Source organism: Staphylococcus muscae, from assembly GCF_003019275.1.
GTDB lineage: Bacteria > Bacillota > Bacilli > Staphylococcales > Staphylococcaceae > Staphylococcus > Staphylococcus muscae.
Genome location: NZ_CP027848.1, coordinates 1,908,256 through 1,925,642, shown reverse-complemented (window position 1 = coordinate 1,925,642; position 17,387 = coordinate 1,908,256). Strand labels below are relative to the sequence as shown.

Annotated in this window: 17 protein-coding genes and 1 pseudogene; 2 read left to right on the top strand and 16 right to left on the bottom strand. The window is 37.3% G+C overall.

All coding sequences use genetic code 11. The annotated features are described in order from the left end of the window. Positions 1-17 precede the first annotated feature (17 nt). The 11 genes from C7J88_RS09440 to C7J88_RS09390 all read right to left on the bottom strand — a co-directional run bounded on the left by C7J88_RS09440 (position 18) and on the right by C7J88_RS09390 (position 11,621). On the bottom strand, positions 18-758 hold the full coding sequence (locus C7J88_RS09440; protein ID WP_095115667.1) for an alpha/beta hydrolase: 741 nt from the start codon (positions 756-758) through the stop codon (positions 18-20). A gap of 100 nt (positions 759-858) precedes the next feature. Further along, positions 859-1,092 (bottom strand): preprotein translocase subunit SecG, encoded by a 234-nt coding sequence (secG, locus tag C7J88_RS09435; protein ID WP_095115665.1) that lies wholly within the window; start codon positions 1,090-1,092, stop codon positions 859-861. 68 nt (positions 1,093-1,160) lie between these two features. After that, positions 1,161-1,628, bottom strand: coding sequence for a hypothetical protein (locus tag C7J88_RS09430; protein WP_095115664.1), 468 nt, complete (start codon positions 1,626-1,628; stop codon positions 1,161-1,163). Positions 1,629-1,771: 143 nt separating this feature from the next. Next, positions 1,772-2,851 carry a YkvI family membrane protein gene (locus C7J88_RS09425; RefSeq protein ID WP_095115662.1) on the bottom strand — a complete coding sequence of 360 codons (1,080 nt, stop codon included), beginning with the start codon at positions 2,849-2,851 and terminating at the stop codon, positions 1,772-1,774. Between the two features lie 5 nt (positions 2,852-2,856). After that, complete coding sequence (locus C7J88_RS09420; RefSeq protein ID WP_095115660.1) at positions 2,857-4,203, bottom strand: aspartate aminotransferase family protein; 1,347 nt, start codon at positions 4,201-4,203, stop codon at positions 2,857-2,859. Positions 4,204-4,412: 209 nt separating this feature from the next. Then, on the bottom strand, positions 4,413-5,717 hold the full coding sequence (gene eno / locus C7J88_RS09415) for a surface-displayed alpha-enolase (RefSeq protein WP_095115658.1): 1,305 nt from the start codon (positions 5,715-5,717) through the stop codon (positions 4,413-4,415). Between the two features lie 122 nt (positions 5,718-5,839). Next, positions 5,840-7,357, bottom strand: a complete 1,518-nt coding sequence (gpmI, locus tag C7J88_RS09410) for a 2,3-bisphosphoglycerate-independent phosphoglycerate mutase (RefSeq protein ID WP_095115656.1) — start codon at positions 7,355-7,357, stop codon at positions 5,840-5,842. 1 nt (position 7,358) lies between these two features. Beyond that, positions 7,359-8,120 carry a triose-phosphate isomerase gene (gene tpiA / locus C7J88_RS09405; protein ID WP_095115655.1) on the bottom strand — a complete coding sequence of 254 codons (762 nt, stop codon included), beginning with the start codon at positions 8,118-8,120 and terminating at the stop codon, positions 7,359-7,361. Between the two features lie 41 nt (positions 8,121-8,161). After that, positions 8,162-9,352, bottom strand: a complete 1,191-nt coding sequence (locus C7J88_RS09400) for a phosphoglycerate kinase (RefSeq protein WP_095115653.1) — start codon at positions 9,350-9,352, stop codon at positions 8,162-8,164. Positions 9,353-9,552: 200 nt separating this feature from the next. After that, the gene (gap, locus tag C7J88_RS09395) at positions 9,553-10,560 is read right to left on the bottom strand and encodes a type I glyceraldehyde-3-phosphate dehydrogenase (protein WP_095115651.1); all 1,008 of its coding nucleotides are present in this window, start codon (positions 10,558-10,560) and stop codon (positions 9,553-9,555) included. 32 nt (positions 10,561-10,592) lie between these two features. Continuing rightward, positions 10,593-11,621, bottom strand: a complete 1,029-nt coding sequence (locus tag C7J88_RS09390) for a sugar-binding transcriptional regulator (protein WP_095115649.1) — start codon at positions 11,619-11,621, stop codon at positions 10,593-10,595. 342 nt (positions 11,622-11,963) lie between these two features. Between C7J88_RS09390 and C7J88_RS09385 the strand changes: the two genes are divergently transcribed. Then, positions 11,964-12,185, top strand: a complete 222-nt coding sequence (locus tag C7J88_RS09385) for a hypothetical protein (RefSeq protein WP_095115647.1) — start codon at positions 11,964-11,966, stop codon at positions 12,183-12,185. Between the two features lie 59 nt (positions 12,186-12,244). On the opposite strand, the gene C7J88_RS09380 is transcribed toward C7J88_RS09385, so the two are convergent. Continuing rightward, positions 12,245-12,901, bottom strand: coding sequence for a DUF4887 domain-containing protein (locus C7J88_RS09380; RefSeq protein WP_095115644.1), 657 nt, complete (start codon positions 12,899-12,901; stop codon positions 12,245-12,247). A 489-nt stretch (positions 12,902-13,390) separates the two neighbouring features. Here C7J88_RS09380 and C7J88_RS09375 point away from each other — a divergent pair, with 489 nt between their 5' ends. Further along, on the top strand, positions 13,391-14,308 hold the full coding sequence (locus tag C7J88_RS09375; protein WP_095115642.1) for a TIGR01777 family oxidoreductase: 918 nt from the start codon (positions 13,391-13,393) through the stop codon (positions 14,306-14,308). Between the two features lie 26 nt (positions 14,309-14,334). Here the strand turns inward: C7J88_RS09375 and C7J88_RS09370 are convergent, their stop codons facing one another. The 4 genes and pseudogenes from C7J88_RS09370 to C7J88_RS09355 form a co-directional block, all read right to left on the bottom strand. After that, positions 14,335-14,823 carry a GNAT family N-acetyltransferase gene (locus tag C7J88_RS09370; protein WP_095115640.1) on the bottom strand — a complete coding sequence of 163 codons (489 nt, stop codon included), beginning with the start codon at positions 14,821-14,823 and terminating at the stop codon, positions 14,335-14,337. 41 nt (positions 14,824-14,864) lie between these two features. Next, positions 14,865-15,650 (bottom strand): VOC family protein, encoded by a 786-nt coding sequence (locus tag C7J88_RS09365; protein WP_095115638.1) that lies wholly within the window; start codon positions 15,648-15,650, stop codon positions 14,865-14,867. Positions 15,651-15,784: 134 nt separating this feature from the next. Then, positions 15,785-16,375: pseudogene (clpP, locus tag C7J88_RS09360) on the bottom strand (ATP-dependent Clp endopeptidase proteolytic subunit ClpP); the annotation flags it as partial. Between the two features lie 313 nt (positions 16,376-16,688). After that, complete coding sequence (locus tag C7J88_RS09355) at positions 16,689-17,171, bottom strand: Fic family protein (protein ID WP_229709391.1); 483 nt, start codon at positions 17,169-17,171, stop codon at positions 16,689-16,691. Positions 17,172-17,387 lie beyond the last annotated feature (216 nt).

The window sequence follows — 17,387 nt, the reverse complement described above, 5'->3', positions numbered from 1 at the left end:
TTTATCTATCACTGATTTTAATCGTTCCACACCAGTGATTCTAAAAATTGATAGACTTCTTCAAATACTTGTTCTTTTTCTTTATCTATTGTAATAACGTGACCTGAATTGTGATACCATGACAATGATTTATTGTCAGAAATAGCCGTATCGTGAATCACATTGGCAGAATCTGGGTTAATCATCTCATCATGTTCAGATTGAATCACTAATAATGGATCCATCACTTCATCAAGGCTATCTCGAACACCTTGAATGGTATCTTGTAGTTCTTTCAACGTCTCAGTTGGATGAAAAACATCCATTTCACTTTCAATCGTTGTTTCATCTTTTCCTTCATACTTCTTAAAATTACGCGCATAGTCCAAAAAGCCTTCGAACATGGAACCTTCTGTCTTAATGTATGCAGGTGTACACATCGTAACAATTCCCTTTACATCACGGTTTAAACTTAACTTTAATGCAAAAACGCCACCTAATGAAAGCCCTGCTACGGCGATTTCGTCATATCCTTGATCAATCAAATAATCGTAACCATCGAGTGCATCTTTGTACCAAACATGTGGACTCGATTTCAAAATTTCTTCTGGTGGTGCGGCATGCCCTTCATAATGTGGCGCATGAGAAGTGTAGCCTTTTTTCTGAAGGTAACGACCAAGTTGTCTCACATCGGAACTGTTACCAGTAAAACCATGTAATAATAATACTGCACGTTTTCCACCCTCAAACAAGAATGGCTTTGGAAGTTGAATTTTCATATTAAAATCGTGTCCTTTCATTGTCTGTCATGTAACTTTATTTTAGCGATTCGTATATTCCGTCTCAAATAAAAAAGTCCGACTACACAACTGTCGGACTCTACATATCAAAGTAACTGATACTTAACATTAATACAAAGAAAATAATTGATAGTACAATTGTCAATCTATGCAAAAATAAATCTATACCACGTTGTTTTTGTTTACCGAATAATTGCTCAGCTCCACCACTAATAGCACCTGATAAACCATTACTCTTACCTTCTTGTAATAAAACAACAGTGATGAGTGCGATACAGTCAATAATCAGTAATACAACAATAAAAGTATGCATCAGATTGTCCTCCATTCATCATATACGAAAGCTATTTTATCACATTATTCCCTTGACGACAATGCTGACTATCGGTTGAACGTCGTTTTACGCTTAATACTCGTCGTAATCATAAACGCTGCAACAGCGATTGAACCTAATACAACAATACCGTATGGCACTAATGCGAAGAAACCTTTCACATGAAAAATCGCACTGTAAAGAATAGGTGGGTTTAACAATGCGTTAAAAACTTGTGATATGAATACAGCAACCATAAACCACCATAAATATGGGTGTTGGAATTTTATAGCGACAACGCCTGCTGAATAAGCAAGGATGTACAAAATACCTGTGTAACGTAAGCTATTGCTTATCGCTTTAATAGCGTTCTCGCTCACTTTGTTACCTGATTGTTCGAGCATATGACTGATCACATGACCATCAACAATCATGACTTGATGTACCACAAGACAAACTGCAAATAAGAATGAGACATATGCTAATAACCTACCTGTGTGATTCGCACGTATCTCTGCGTCCGTATGTTGAGACATAGTGTTTTCCTCCAAAATGATTTAATCTCACTATACCAAATATACAGCGCAATGAAAACATAGAGCATCGCCATTACAAGAATGAGACTCGAGTTAAAACAAAATCTCTCAACTATTTCTCAAAATATGTTATCTCAAGCTTTTTATTGATGCTTCATATGATGTAAAACGGTATGGACAAATATAATAACAGCAATAAAGGCACCGACATAACCAACAAACGGATAAATTGTCGCAACTAATGAACCGAATGGCAATGTGCCACCAAGCATAAAGATAATGCCTAAAGCGACAGTAACGAATATATCAAGACGTGGATTGAGAAAGCGCATCGCTTCATTTTTAACGAGCCAATACATGGGTGCGGTTGTTGAATAGATACCTAAAATGATACACACCGCAAAAAATAATGCGATTACTGGGTGAATAGTATTGCCAATGTAAAGTAATGGCACTTCTAACTTGATGACTTCACTGTAATGAACGAGCATTGCAACAATCATCATTATAACTGTAATCATCAGACCTGCAGCACCACAGATTGCTGTTGCAACTGCTTCTTTTTTGTTATTCACTTCACTGCCAAGTTGTGTGAAAAAAACAGTACCCGCTAACATGTTATAGCAAAAGAATAAAATAGCAGATTGCCAAAAATGACCAACAGGTTGTAATTTTTGAGCCGCTTCTGGTAATGTGTCAAAAGATGGAATATGACTAAGATGTGTTAAAAATACATAACCACAAATACCAATGGTTAAAACAACAATAACAGGTCCAATCAGACCAATGATGTCTATAAGTTTATTCAATCCTAATATGACTGTTATCATCGCTAATACCCCCATACCAAGATATCCAACGGCAGAAGGCAACTTAAAATGCTCCGACACAACAGCTCCTGTCCCTGCAATCATAATGACAACAATGCTAAATAAAAAGAGCAATGCAAAATATTCAATGATACGACCTAGAATATTCCCACAGTAAACTTTGAAAATATCTCCCGGTTGTTTAAGCTTTAATTCATAACCTTTCAACATAATCATCGAACCTAATACACAGAATAAAACCATCGATATCAATGCACCCACAATGCCAATAGGCCCGTATGATGCAAAGAATTGCATGACTTCTTGTCCTGTTGCAAATCCTGAACCAATTAAGTATGCAATATATGCGCCACTTAACTTTAAAACTTTTTGCCAATTAATTGTATTTGTCATTATTCTTACCACCCTTGTCCTTCTACTTGATAATTATCAAGTGCTCCCTTTTCTAATGCGTCAATTACTGACTCTATAACAGTTAATGCCTGATCCAATGCTTCATCTGTAATCACAAGTGGCGGCTGAAATCTCAGGACGCTACCTGCAATCGCAATAATAACGACACCTTGTTCAAAACAAGCGTTGCATATTTTTAACGCAGCTTCCGCATCTTTCGTCTTATTGATCTTATCCGATACAATATCAATACCAATCGACAAACCTTCTCCTCTCACATCACCGACACATTGATATTTCGATAACCATTGCTGCATACGATGTTTAACCAATTGCCCCTTTCTCGCTGTTTCATCGATAAGATTCTCATCTTCCAAAATATCTAGCGTAGCAATCGCTGCTTCACAACATACTGGATTGGCTCCTGTTGTAAATAGATGCGCAGGTGCATCAAGTCCATCCATCACTTCACTACGACCGACAATAGCTGACATTGGCATACCACCCGCAATTGACTTACCATATGCAATTAAATCCGCTTCGATATCAAAATGTTCGACCGAACTGAACTTACCTGTTCGGCCAAAGCCTTGTTGAATATCATCAATTGCCAACAAAATACCATGTGCTCGACATATGTCAGCCAATGCTTCAAAATAACCTTGTATCGGTTCTAATAGCCCACCATCCCCTTGAAAAGTCTCAATCAAAATACACGCCACTTCTTCTGGCGGTACAAATGTTTCAAACATTTCTTTCAACGGTGCTAAGTATTCTTCAACAGTACTCGGTGTTACCGCCCCATACATACCACGATAAGCATCTGGATACGGAATATGGAAAAAACCTGGTAGTAATGGCCCTATTTTACGTCTCATATTTAACGAAATCGCTGATGCAGTAATCGAACCATATGTCGAACCATGATACGCATTTGTAAAACTAATCACATATGGCCTACCCGTATAACCTCGTGCAAACTTGATCATTCCGTCAACTGCATCTGATCCCGTTAAACCAAACAACACTTTTTTATCGAAATCCCCCGGTGATAATCGACAAAGTCGTTCCGCTAACTTAGAGAGCGGTTCATGGTGCATGTATGCAGGTGTATAGTGCACCATTTTCTCAGCCTGTCTCTGAATCGCTTCAACGACCTTTTTGGGTGTATGTCCTACATTTTGTGAACTCGCGCTTGATAATAAATCAATATATTGCTTACCATTCACATCCGTTAATGTTGCACCATGCGCTGACTCGATGACGAGCGGATAGTATGGTATTCGACCTGCTTTTGCAAAATACTTTTTGTCACATTCTATAACCTTCTTCACTTTATCTCCCGTTATCATTTCAACAACCCCTTTCAAATCAAAAAGTGCTTAATAATAATGAATATTACCAATTCAAAGGATAGTTGTAAATAATTTATCTGACTTTTCTGATAAATTATATTCTATTTTTATATTTTGTTAATATAGTAAAAATGACTGAAAATATTTTGTGAAAAGCAAAAAGACTACCCGTTTTGTAACGGATAGTCTTTGATCAGTTTCAAACCTTATTTATCTAAGTTGTAGAAAGATTTAATACCTTCATATTTTCCTGTTTCATATAATTCATCTTCAATACGTAATAATTGATTGTATTTTGCAATACGGTCTGTACGTGATAATGAACCAGTTTTGATTTGACCTGCATTTGTCGCAACAGCGATATCAGCAATTGTTGTATCTTCTGTTTCACCTGAACGGTGTGATACAACTGCAGTGTAACCAGCTTTTTGAGCCATTTCGATTGCTTCGAAAGTTTCAGTTAAAGTACCGATTTGGTTCACTTTGATTAAGATTGAGTTACCAATTTTGTTTTCGATACCTCTTTGTAAAATTTCAGTGTTTGTTACGAATAAGTCGTCACCTACTAATTGAACACGGTCACCGATGCGTTCAGTTAATAATTTCCAACCTTCCCAGTCATTTTCATCCATACCGTCTTCGATAGAGATGATTGGGTATTTGTTTACTAACTCTTCTAAGTAGTCAACTTGTTCTGCTGCTGTACGTTTCGCACCTTTTTCACCTTCGAATTTCGTGTAATCATATACACCGTCTTCGTAGAATTCTGATGATGCACAGTCAAAACCTAAGAATACATCTTTACCTGGTTCGTAACCAGCTGCTTTGATTGCTTCAAGAATTGTTTCAACACCGTCTTCTGTACCTTCAAATTTAGGTGCGAATCCACCTTCATCACCTACCGCAGTTACAAGTCCACGTGATTTTAAGATTTTTGCTAATGCGTGGAATACTTCTGCACCGATACGTAATGCTTCTTTGAATGTTGACGCACCAACTGGTAAGATCATGAACTCTTGGAATGCGATTGGCGCATCTGAGTGAGAACCACCGTTTACGATATTCATCATAGGTGTTGGTAATACAGTTGCGTTGAATCCACCTAAATATTTGTATAAAGGTTGACCTAAGAAGTCAGCAGCTGCATGTGCAACAGCGATTGATACACCAAGAATAGCGTTGGCACCTAATTTACCTTTGTTTGCAGTACCGTCTAATTGGATCATCATTTTGTCAATTGAATTTTGATCTAATACTTCAAATTCACCTTCGATTAATTCAGGTGCAATAATTTCGTTGACATTTTCAACAGCTTTTTCTACACCTTTACCAAGATAGCGTGATTTGTCGCCATCGCGTAATTCTACTGCTTCGTGTTCACCTGTTGATGCACCTGATGGTACTAAGGCACGACCGAATGCACCACTATCTGTTAATACTTCTACCTCTACTGTTGGGTTACCACGTGAGTCTAGGACTTCGCGAGCGTAAACATCTGTAATAATTGGCATAATGATTTAATCTCCTTTTTGTTAAGATGAATTCCCTACTATAAACATAGGTCAGGAAGTCCAACTTACATATTGTCTTCTTATTTTTATTATAACGATTGTGCATCGTTTCTCAAAATTATTTAGTGCTGAATCAATGTTTCACCTGTCATATCTGCAGGTTGTGTCACACCGAGTAAATCAATTAACGTCGGTGCTAAGTCACCGAGACGACCTGTTGGGCGTAGTGACACACCTTCTTTCGTTACAATAACAGGGACTGGGTTTGTTGTATGTGTTGTCATTGGTTGATCGTCGTCTGTTAACACTTCATCAGAGTTACCGTGATCAGCTGTAATAATCGCTGTACCATTCATATCGATAATCTTATCAACAACAGCACCTAAACATTCATCTACTGCTTCAATTGCTTTGATTGTCGGTTCTAACATACCACTGTGACCCACCATGTCTGGGTTTGCAAAGTTAAGGATAATTAAGTCTAAGTCTCCCTTATCCAACTCTTCTAACAATGCATCACGTACTTCATACGCACTCATTTCTGGTTTAAGGTCATATGTGGCTACTTTTGGTGATGCGATTAAGCGACGACGTTCACCTTTGAACTCTTCGTTTTGACCACCACTCATAAAGTAAGTAACATGTGGGTATTTTTCTGTTTCTGCAATACGCAATTGTGTTAAACCATGATCTTGTGCAACTTCACCAATTGTATTTTTCAAATCCACTTTTTCAAATACAATATGTGCATCAACATCATCATTGTATTTAGTGAACGTTGCATAGTAAAGGTCATTCACTTGTTCCACTGGGAAACCATCAAACGCTTTGTTTGTGAACACTTCTGAAAGCTGTGCTGCTCTATCAGGTCGGAAGTTGTAGAAAATAACAGCATCACCATCATTAACGCCTTCATTTTGACCTGATACAACGAATGGCTCAACAAATTCGTCTGTTAAACCTTCAGCGTAGTTCGCTTCCACACCTTCACGAGCTGTTGCATATTGCGTCTCACTGAAACCTCTGATTGCATCGTATGCCTTCAATTCACGTTCCCAACGTTTATCACGGTCCATTGAATAATAACGGCCTGATACTGAAGCAAACTGACCTACACCTAGTTCTTTGAATTGCGCTTCTGTTTCATCAATGTACGTTAATGCTGACTTTTGATCGACGTCACGACCATCTAAAAAGGCATGTACGTATACTTTATCAAGACCTTTGCGTTTTGCTAATTCTAAAATTGCAAAAAGGTGTTTATAGTGACTATGAACACCACCGTCTGATAAAAGACCGAAGATGTGCAATGCTGCTTCGTGATTTTTCGCATGATCAATCGCATCGTTTAAAACACCATTGTCAAAGAAATCACCGTCTGCAATAGACTTGTTAATACGTGTCAAACTTTGGTACACAATACGGCCAGCACCAATATTCATATGACCAACCTCAGAGTTACCCATTTGACCTTCAGGAAGACCAACGTCTAATCCACTTGCTTCAATTTGTGTCGTTGGATATTTTGCAGCATAACGATCAAAGTTCGGTTTATGCGCTAGCTTAACTGCATTCCCGTGTTCTTCTTCTCTATTTGCAAAACCGTCTAAAATAATAAGGGCTGTCGGTTGTTTCGCCATATTATTTTGCACCTTCTAACAATTGAACATAGTCTTCAACTTTTAATGAAGCACCACCGACTAATGCACCATCGATATCTGTTTCTGCCATGTATTCTTTGATGTTGTTTGGTTTAACACTTCCACCATATTGAATACGAACAGCTTGTGCTACTTCATCATTTGTTAACTTCGCAACTGTTGAACGAACTGCTGCACACATTTCATTTGCATCTTTAGCTGTTGAAGATTTACCAGTACCGATCGCCCAAATTGGTTCATAAGCAATGACAAGTTCTTTTACTTGTTCTTCTGATAAACCAGCTAAAGCTTTTTCTACTTGTCCTTCAACAACAGCGTTTGCTTTACCTTGTTCACGTTCTTCGTCTGTTTCACCAACACAAATAATTGGTGTCATACCGTGTTTGAATAACGCATGTGCTTTTTTGTTAATTTCTTCGTCTGTCTCGTGGAATAAGTCACGGCGCTCTGAGTGTCCGATTACAACGTAGCTTACACCTAAGTCAGCTAAAGCGACAGGTGATGTTTCGCCTGTGAACGCACCACTTTCTTCAAAGTATGCATTTTGTGCACCGATTTTCAAACCAGGTGCAACGCCTTCTTTTGTTAATGTCACTAATGCATCTAACTGAATCGTTGGTGCACAGATTACCGCTTCTACTTCATTTGTATCTGGAAGTGCTGGGAGCGCATTAACAAAGTCTTTTGCTTCTTGCACTGTTTTGTTCATTTTCCAGTTACCTGCAATAATTGGTTTTCTCACTTAAAACACTCCTAGTTTGTTAATAATATTTTCGTGTTCGCTTATTTATTTGCAATGGCTTTGATACCAGGTAATTCTTTACCTTCTAAATATTCAAGTGAAGCACCGCCACCAGTTGAAATATGTGTAAAGTCTTCTTCAAAGCCTAATTGCATTGCAGCAGCAGCTGAATCGCCACCACCGATAATAGTTGTTGCATCTTTCAATTCAGCAATCGCTTCGCATACACCGATTGTGCCTTGTGCGAAGTTACTGAATTCGAATACACCCATTGGGCCATTCCAAACAACTGTCTTTGCACCTTCAAGTTGTTTTTTGAACAATTCAACTGTTTCAGGACCGACATCAAGAGATTCTTGGTCTGCTGGAATTTCATCCATTGAAACTGTTGTAATCTCTGCATCGTTTGAGAATTCTTTCGCTACTTTACCATCAACTGGTAAGACAATTTGATCGCCAGCACGTTCAAGTAAATCTTTCGCAAAGTCAATTCTGTCTGCTTCTAACAATGAAAGACCGATTTCTTTGCCTTGTGCTTTTAAGAATGTGTACGCCATACCGCCACCAATTAATACTTTGTCGGCAATATTCAGTAAGTTTTCGATGACACCAATTTTGTCTGATACTTTTGCACCACCCAAGATTGCGACAACTGGCTTGTCTGGGTTTTCTACAACACCACCGATGAATTTGATTTCTTTTTCCATTAAGAAACCAGCTACTGTTTCAAGATGTGTTGAAATACCCACGTTTGATGCGTGTTCACGATGTGCTGTACCAAATGCATCGTTAACAAACACATCGCCTAATGACGCCCAATATTTACCAAGTTCAGGATCATTTTTTGATTCTTTCTTACCGTCTACATCTTCAAAGCGTGTATTTTCAAACATTAATACGTCGCCTTCGTTTAGCGCTTCAATGGCTGTTTCTAATTTTTCGCCACGTGTTTCAGGGATGAAAGTTACTTCTTTGTCTAATTTTTCAGACAAACGTTTTGCAACAGGTGCTAAAGATAACTTTTCTTTGTCACTTTCTTCTTTTACTTTACCTAAGTGTGAAAATACAACGACTTTTCCACCTTGTTCAAGAATATATTGCAATGTTGGCAACGCTTGAACAATTCGGTTATCGTTTGTAATTTCGCCATCTTTCATCGGTACGTTAAAGTCTGCACGAACAAGTACTACTTTCCCTTTTAAGGCTACATCAGTTACATCTTTCTTTGTCATGTTTAAAATCCTCCTCAAAACAATTGTTTCTTTCAGTTTAAACCAAATCTTGCTTTTTATTAAGAATTTTATTACTTACTTTCCATTCTTCCCTTTTAAAATAGGCGGAGAAGCGTTTGTGCTCCCCCGCCTAGTATCAAGCTACATTTCAGTTAGAAGCACGTATCGTCATTACGTCCTTAACTTATCGTATCACACGCTTATTTTGCGTGGTCTGCTAAATATTCTAAAGTACGAACTAATTGTGCAGTGTAAGACATTTCGTTATCGTACCATGATGCTACTTTAACTAGTTGACGGTTACCAACAGTCATAACACGTGTTTGAGTTGCATCGAATAATGCACCGAATGTCATACCTACTACGTCAGATGATACGATTTCATCTTCAGTGTAACCGAATGATTCGTTTGTAGCGTTTTTCATTGCTTGGTTTACTTCGTCTACTGTTACTTCTTTTTCAAGAACAACTGTTAATTCAGTTAATGAACCTGTTGCAACTGGTACACGTTGAGCGCCACCGTCTAATTTGCCAGCGATTTCTGGAATAACAAGACCGATTGCTTTTGCAGCACCTGTTGAGTTAGGGATGATGTTTTCTGCTGCTGCACGTGCACGACGTTTGTCGCCTTTACGGTGTGGTGAATCTTGAGTATTTTGGTCACCAGTGTATGCGTGAATTGTAGTCATAAGACCTTCAACGATACCGAATGAATCTTGTAAAGTTTTTGCAACTGGTGCTAATGAGTTAGTCGTACATGATGCACCTGAAACAACTGTTTCTGAACCATCTAATAATTCGTGGTTAACGTTGTATACGATTGTTTTCAAGTCGCCAGTACCTGGTGCTGAGATTAATACTTTTTTCGCACCTGCTTCGATGTGTGCTTCAGCTTTTTCTTTTGAAGTGAAGAAACCTGTACATTCAAGTACAACATCTACACCTAAGTCAGCCCAAGGTAATTTTGATGGTTCTGGTTCAGAGAATGATTTTACTTCTTTACCATTCACACGGAATCCACCGTCGATTACTTCTACTTCTTCAGTAAAACGTCCTTGCATTGTGTCGTATTTTAATAAGTGTGCAAGCATGTCGTCATCTGTTAAGTCGTTTACTGCTACAACTTCGATATTTTCAACATCTTGAATTCTTCTAAATGCTAAACGTCCAATTCTACCAAATCCGTTAATTGCTACTTTTACTGCCATGTGAGTGGCCTCCTTGAAATAATTATATTTTTTTATTGTTTTAATAAGTCTTGCGTAATAATTTTTGCTGCTGCCTCGTCAGTGACAAGTATGGTGTTCTTCGGCGCAATCTCTAAATATGCTTTAATTGCATTCCCTTTAGAATTCCCGCCAGCCACAGCAAAAATGTGTTCTTTTGATTGCACTTCTTCTAATTGAAGCCCAATCGTTTTAACCTTGTGAATAATTTCGCCTTGCTGGTTAAAATAATAACCAAAAGCTTCACCAACGGCATTATGATGTTGAAGTTTTCTAATGACTTCTGATGATGATTGTCTACGATTCGCCATTTTCAGCGCATCACCTATGCCGTGTATAATAAATTGCGATTGTCGAATTCTATTCAATGTGTTTACAACAGATGGTTCATGCATTAAGTTTTGATACGTTTGTTCGCTCACTTGATCCGGGACGTAAAGTGTTGTGTAATGTCCGCCCGTACGTTGTGCCATTGTTGAACAAATCGTATTTGCTTGAAAAACAACATTCTCTCCAAGTCCACCGCGTGCAGGTACAAAGAGTACGTTGAACGGTAGTTCTGACATCGCATTACTTACCGATGCCATTGTGGAGCCTCCAGTCACTGACACAATTGCTTCATCAAACAACTGCTTCTCTAGCAACTGTCCTGTAATACGACCCAACTCAACTTTGACATTTAAATCTGTATCACTATTACCAGGAATGACGTGGACTTCACTAATATTGAAATAATCTCGGATGAATTTGGCTAAGTGATGTTCATCAGAATAATGTGAAAAATATTCTTTTAACTGATACATCACATCAACACCTTCAGATGTGATCGTCATACCCGTTGGTTTTACCAAAATGAGATCTTGAAGTTTCAGCAAGTCCGTCTCTGATCTTAGTACTCGTTCAGTTATATTAAGAATCTCACTCAAAGTACGTCGACCAACCGGTTGATATTTCTGTATTGCTGTCAAAATTGAAAACCGTCGATACATTTTATCTATCAAGTCAGGCACAATTTTTTGTTGCACTTGAATCATACGTTTCAAGAGTGACGCCTCCTTAATAGTCAACAGGGGTCATATTCGAGCCAAGAGTGTGACGTTTTAAGTCCCGATGACTCTAAAAAAATATATCACCTGCTCTACAATTACATCATACTATGTTTTTTTATAAAACGCAAGTCAAAAGTTATCCCACTTCTAAATTTAACGGGACGATTTACGTCCAATTAATTGTTAAATCCATCATAGCACATCATGATTCTCGTTGTAAAAGATTTCACCCTAAAAAGATAGAATATACTCCGTCTTATTTTTATTACATAACGAATCAATCTTCCTTCCATATGATATGTAGATGTTTTATAGTAGATATGAGGTGAAGTTACGATGAAGCATAATCAACAACCTGAAGTAATAGACCCTAATGACCCACGCTATAAACGCCCAGAGCATTTTGATCCATCAAAAGATACTTATCGTACTACAACAGGTGGATATCAAATCTATACGCGTTCATTCGGGTGCACACCAGTTGGTTGTCTTCCCGGCTGTTTATTGTCCATCATTTTATCTATTGTTTTAACTCTATTGCTCAACTTATTATTTTAATGTATAAAAACGGAATCACACATGTCTCGTGCGATTCCATTTTGTATTTAACATTTCTTCTATTGTGACGTATTATTATTCGTTGATTGTTTCGATTGTGTTTGCGTTGATTGTTGTGCTTGTTGCGTACTAGGTTGTGCTTGTGACTTAGGTTGGTTTTGTTGTTGCGGTGCCGTTTGTTGTGGTGCTGTTTGTTGTGGCTTGTTCTCTGTTTGTGCTGGTTGAGAAGGTTGTGATGCTTTCGGTTTAGCTTCAGTTTTTTCTTCTTTTGGTGCTTCTTCTGATTTTTCTTCTTCCTTCTCTTTATCTTCATCTTCTTTAGGTTTTTCTTTTTTCGGTTGTGCCTTCTGATATTGACTACGCTGTTGTGCCGCCGCACGTTCTCTCGCAAGTGCTGCTTCTCTCTGCTGTTGTTCAATCAGTGCACGTTCTTCAGCCGCTCGTTGTTCTGCTTCCATTTTCTGCTTTTCTTTTAATTCTTTTTTCTTTTTTTCTTCTGCTTTACGTTTTTCCTTCTGCTCTTCCATTTGCTTATCTTTTAATCGTTGGTCTGACTTTTGTGATTGATCGACAAATGCAAAAACTGAAAAAACTAAGCTACCAATTAAAAACAAAACAACTGCAATGCTCAAACATCCCGCTAACTTTTTCTTACTTGTCCCTTTGCCATCATCTCTATATCTCGGCCCTTGATTACTCCGTTGTGGTGCTGCCATATATATTACTCCTTCTCTTTACTATCTCCAGTTATACAATATTACCAATTATTTCTTATTTATAATAGTAAATTATCTTTATTTGATTATCATACCCTATCGCAAGAAAATCAACCTTTCAACTTAAAATAACAACAAGTTTATCAAAAATAAATAATTGTAACCTTAAATAGTGGTGTTTTCTTTGTATGATGTTGCTTGTACAGGTGATATATTGTACGTTTACAAATCATACCATTATTAAAGATTGCTTATGAAGATAAAAAATAGACTGGAATGCTGCATCATTCCAGTCTCTACTAAAGGGAGTCAAAATAACCTTCGCTTGTATATTATGGGGTATACTGTTTAATTAAGAGATGTATTAATTTTTCGAAGGTACTTTCATTATATCGCACTTTGTGAAAAAATAAACATATTTCATATGAATATTATATGACTGTTTCATGTCTAAAACTTGAACAATATTTAGAAAAAGGATGTTTTATGATGACAACATATTTAATCAGTGGCGGCACAGGTCTGATTGGGCAACAATTGATCAACAAACTCTCAACTTCAAAAACGCATCATATTTATATTTTGACACGTACAACGCGTCATTCAGACAATCCACAAATCACATATATTAATTGGAATGAAGAAAGCTGGGAACAACAAGTCCCCAATGTTGATATCGTAATCAACTTAGCTGGGGCAACACTCAGTCGATATTGGACGAAAGGCTATAAACAGAAAATGATGACAAGTCGTATTCAATCGACACGTGCATTGTTTGATCTGTTCAGTACACGGGAAAAGGTTCCTCAAGTAATGTTCAATGCGAGTGCCATTGGTTACTATCCCCCTTCAAATACAGCGGTCTATACTGAAGCAACCCAGACTGCTCCCCATGACTTTTTATCAGAAATTGTTTACCAATGGGAACGACAAGCTGATCACTTTAATCAATTAGGCACGCGCGTCATTATCGGACGTTTTGGATTGGTTCTTTCCAATCAAGGTGGCGCATGGCCGGCTATGTCTTTACCTTATCGCTTTTTCATCGGTGGTAAGTTAGGAAATGGAAAACAACCCTATTCATGGATACACATTGATGATCTCGTGAATGCGATTGTCTATTTGATTCATACATCTGATACAACAGAGGCATACAACTTAACAGCACCAAATCCAGTCACACAACATGAATTCGGGCTCAAAATACAACAAGTGTTGAAATGCCCCCATTATACACGTGCTCCACAACATCTCTTACGTCTATTATTAGGTAAAATGGCTACTTTACTCATTGATACGCAATACGTCCTGCCTGAACGGCTAACAGAGTCAGAATTTCAATTTCAATATCCACATTTAACACAAGCTTTACAGGCACTTCATCACGATAATAAGCATACGGGTTAATCTCTCTATCCCATATGCTTACTTCATTACTTTAATTGTTTTTGATAAAATGCCAAATCAAGCCATTGATCAAACTTGTAGCCTACCTTTTTCAATGTGCCTATATGTTCAAACCCATGCTTTTCATGTAATAACTTGCTGCCACTGTTAGAATCATCAATACCTGCAACAACTGTTTGATAACCATGCTCTGTCAAAGTATATTCAACTTGTTCAAGCAAACGAGAAGCAATCCCTTTACGATGATATTCAGGATGCACATAAACTGAATGTTCAACGGTATATTGATAGGCTGGCCAGTTACGAAAAGCACCGTATGTTGCAAAGCCTGCCACTTTATCGTGTTGTAAATACACATAGACAGGAATGCCTTCCTTTTGTTTGGATTCCAGCCATTGTTGACGCTCAGATAACGTCACTTCATCATATGTGTAAACAGCTGTTGTTTCACGAATTGCATGATTATATATTTCCAAAATTGCTGGCAAGTCTTGTACCGTCGCTTCTCTAATCATGATATATCTTCTCCTTTTTAGACTTATCATATCAAATAAAGCTAGAGCGCAGCATTAATTGTCATCTCAAGCCCTTCTGGTGTTATCACAGTATCTTGATCTAGTGCATCACTCACAAGATTAAAAGCAACTAAACCATATGTTTCTAGTACATTTCGTCGAACATATCTCGATTGCCACGCATTGACTGCAATATGGTGATGATATGTGCCATCCGACATAAATACTGCTCGTGGCATTTCTGCAACACGCTTAAACGTAAATTGTTGATAAAATTCAGCCGATGCTTCTACATCATGTGTTTTCAAATGTAAATGACCAATCTTAGCATCGTCCGGCATTCCTTGCCATAACGTATTACCCGCTATCTCCAATAAACGATTACCATCCAACTCAAGTGTATCCATCACAACTTGATTGCCTTGCCACGTCCATGATGTTGCATCTCGATCGGCATACACTTCAATTCCGTTCCCTTCTGGATCGTTGAAATAGATTGCTTGACTGACTATATGGTCTCCACCTGATACCATCACTTGATGTCTCAACAAATGACGAAGCAATCGACCTACTTGCACTTCATCAGGTAACAATAGTGCCACGTGGAATAAACCTGCTTCACTCACACTAGCATGACGTCCATTTGTTAATGATTTCAAAATAAGCTGATCGCCATTTTCTCCTATATTTAACACTGCTTGTTCTTCTGTAATCATTGATGGTTCTAAACCAACTATCTCTGTATAAAATTCCACTTGTTGTTTTAAATCTTTCACATTCAATACAATCTGTGAAACATGTGCAAAATGATTTTGATGAAAATTCATAAACTCACTCTTTTCTTTATAAGTATAATTAATATACTAGGAACGTGCTACTCTGTCATTTATTCTGTTTAATACTTAATCAAAATAAAAAGGCATATCACATCATATGCGATACACCCTTTAGGATGAAGCTATTATTCGTGTTCTGGTACCATTACTTCGTCAATTAAACCGTAAGCTTTCGCTTCTTCCGCTGTTAAGAAATTATCACGGTCAGTATCTTTTTGAATTTGTTCAATAGATTGACCTGTACGTTCAGATAAAATTTTGTTGAGTTTCTCACGTGTTTTTAAGATGTGATTTGCAGCAATTTCAATTTCAGTTGCTTGACCTTGCGCACCACCTAATGGTTGGTGAATCATCACTTCTGCGTTAGGAAGTGCAAAACGTTTCCCTTTTGCACCAGCAGCAAGTAAGAATGATCCCATAGATGCAGCCATACCGATACAGATTGTTTGTACATCTGGTTTGATATGTTGGATTGTATCGTAAATTGCGAAACCAGCAGTTACACTACCACCCGGTGAGTTAATGTATAAATAGATATCTTTCTCAGCATCTTGCGCTTGTAAAAATAAAAGTTGTGATACAATTGAATTTGCAACATTATCATCAATTGCTGAACCTAACATGATAATACGGTCTTTCAATAGACGTGAATAAATATCGTATGCACGTTCTCCACGATTTGTTGTTTCTATAACTGTCGGAATTAAATTCATAAGTTCCTGCCTCCTATATTCTTGTTTATTTGTTTATAGTTTAACCCAAAAGTCAAAAATGGTCAAAGCTTAAGCATTCACTCATTTCATGTTATAATAGAAAACGTTCAAATCATCTTATTAACTCCTCGTAGTGTAATGGATAACACTTAAGATTCCGGTTCTTACAATGAAGGTTCGATTCCTTCCGAGGAGGTTAAAAACATTGATTTCATAGGCTTTCCAGGCATTTTGTGATCAATGAGTGGCAACACAACTCAGCATTCTCATTTATTTTAAACTAGAGCATGTCAAGTACGTTTGAAAAGTCATTCATTCAATAACTAACTGCCGTCATGATATTTATCATAATGAGAGAGTTAATACAATACAAACCTGTACGCAAAATAAGTGTACAGGTTTTTTCTTTAAAAATAACCATCCGCCGATTTATATTGGACAGGCCTGATTCCATTATTTCTTTCATACTATTCACAATTTCTTGCTTGCTACTTTTAACCCCTTCAATTTGATTCGTTGAAAATAGCTCATTGACAATCATATCTTTATGCAAAGAATCGGTAGCTACCTCTGGCAAGTTACTTGTGTATTCTAGTAATTTTGAATTATTTTTTTCTATATCTATTACCAGATTTAATATTTTAGACGTTGGTATATAGTATAATTGATACTTATCCTTTGTTTTATACGGTTTAATTGTTAGATTTATTAATTCAGCATTAGGAGCAGTTAGTCTTTTATTATACTCTTCTTCAAAAAAATGTGGTTTTTTATAAAAAATCTTGTACATATATTCCATCTTATCACCACCTAAGTTATATTTCTTTTAGATTTTATCACTGAAGGTAGTGAAAAACTATAAAAAGATGCGAGTAATATCTAAATTAACTACTTAGATTAATTAATGATGAAAACATCTAACTTCCAATGATTTTTCACATAGCCGCTTTCAATACATTTATCAACTTCGAGCGTACTTCCTTAATCACTAGTCGTTACATCTATTTCTACATTA

What these genes read in the sequence shown, in the direction of transcription:
- C7J88_RS09440 (WP_095115667.1), bottom strand. Translation starts at nt 758, where the DNA reads ATGAAAATTCAACTTCCAAAGCCATTCTTGTTTGAGGGTGGAAAACGT.
- secG (WP_095115665.1), bottom strand. Translation starts at nt 1,092, where the DNA reads ATGCATACTTTTATTGTTGTATTACTGATTATTGACTGTATCGCACTC.
- C7J88_RS09430 (WP_095115664.1), bottom strand. Translation starts at nt 1,628, where the DNA reads ATGTCTCAACATACGGACGCAGAGATACGTGCGAATCACACAGGTAGG.
- C7J88_RS09425 (WP_095115662.1), bottom strand. Translation starts at nt 2,851, where the DNA reads ATGACAAATACAATTAATTGGCAAAAAGTTTTAAAGTTAAGTGGCGCA.
- C7J88_RS09420 (WP_095115660.1), bottom strand. Translation starts at nt 4,203, where the DNA reads ATGATAACGGGAGATAAAGTGAAGAAGGTTATAGAATGTGACAAAAAG.
- eno (WP_095115658.1), bottom strand. Translation starts at nt 5,717, where the DNA reads ATGCCAATTATTACAGATGTTTACGCTCGCGAAGTCCTAGACTCACGT.
- gpmI (WP_095115656.1), bottom strand. Translation starts at nt 7,357, where the DNA reads ATGGCGAAACAACCGACAGCCCTTATTATTTTAGACGGTTTTGCAAAT.
- C7J88_RS09400 (WP_095115653.1), bottom strand. Translation starts at nt 9,352, where the DNA reads ATGACAAAGAAAGATGTAACTGATGTAGCCTTAAAAGGGAAAGTAGTA.
- gap (WP_095115651.1), bottom strand. Translation starts at nt 10,560, where the DNA reads ATGGCAGTAAAAGTAGCAATTAACGGATTTGGTAGAATTGGACGTTTA.
- C7J88_RS09385 (WP_095115647.1), top strand. Translation starts at nt 11,964, where the DNA reads ATGAAGCATAATCAACAACCTGAAGTAATAGACCCTAATGACCCACGC.
- C7J88_RS09380 (WP_095115644.1), bottom strand. Translation starts at nt 12,901, where the DNA reads ATGGCAGCACCACAACGGAGTAATCAAGGGCCGAGATATAGAGATGAT.
- C7J88_RS09375 (WP_095115642.1), top strand. Translation starts at nt 13,391, where the DNA reads ATGACAACATATTTAATCAGTGGCGGCACAGGTCTGATTGGGCAACAA.
- C7J88_RS09370 (WP_095115640.1), bottom strand. Translation starts at nt 14,823, where the DNA reads ATGATTAGAGAAGCGACGGTACAAGACTTGCCAGCAATTTTGGAAATA.
- C7J88_RS09365 (WP_095115638.1), bottom strand. Translation starts at nt 15,650, where the DNA reads ATGAATTTTCATCAAAATCATTTTGCACATGTTTCACAGATTGTATTG.
- C7J88_RS09355 (WP_229709391.1), bottom strand. Translation starts at nt 17,171, where the DNA reads ATGGAATATATGTACAAGATTTTTTATAAAAAACCACATTTTTTTGAA.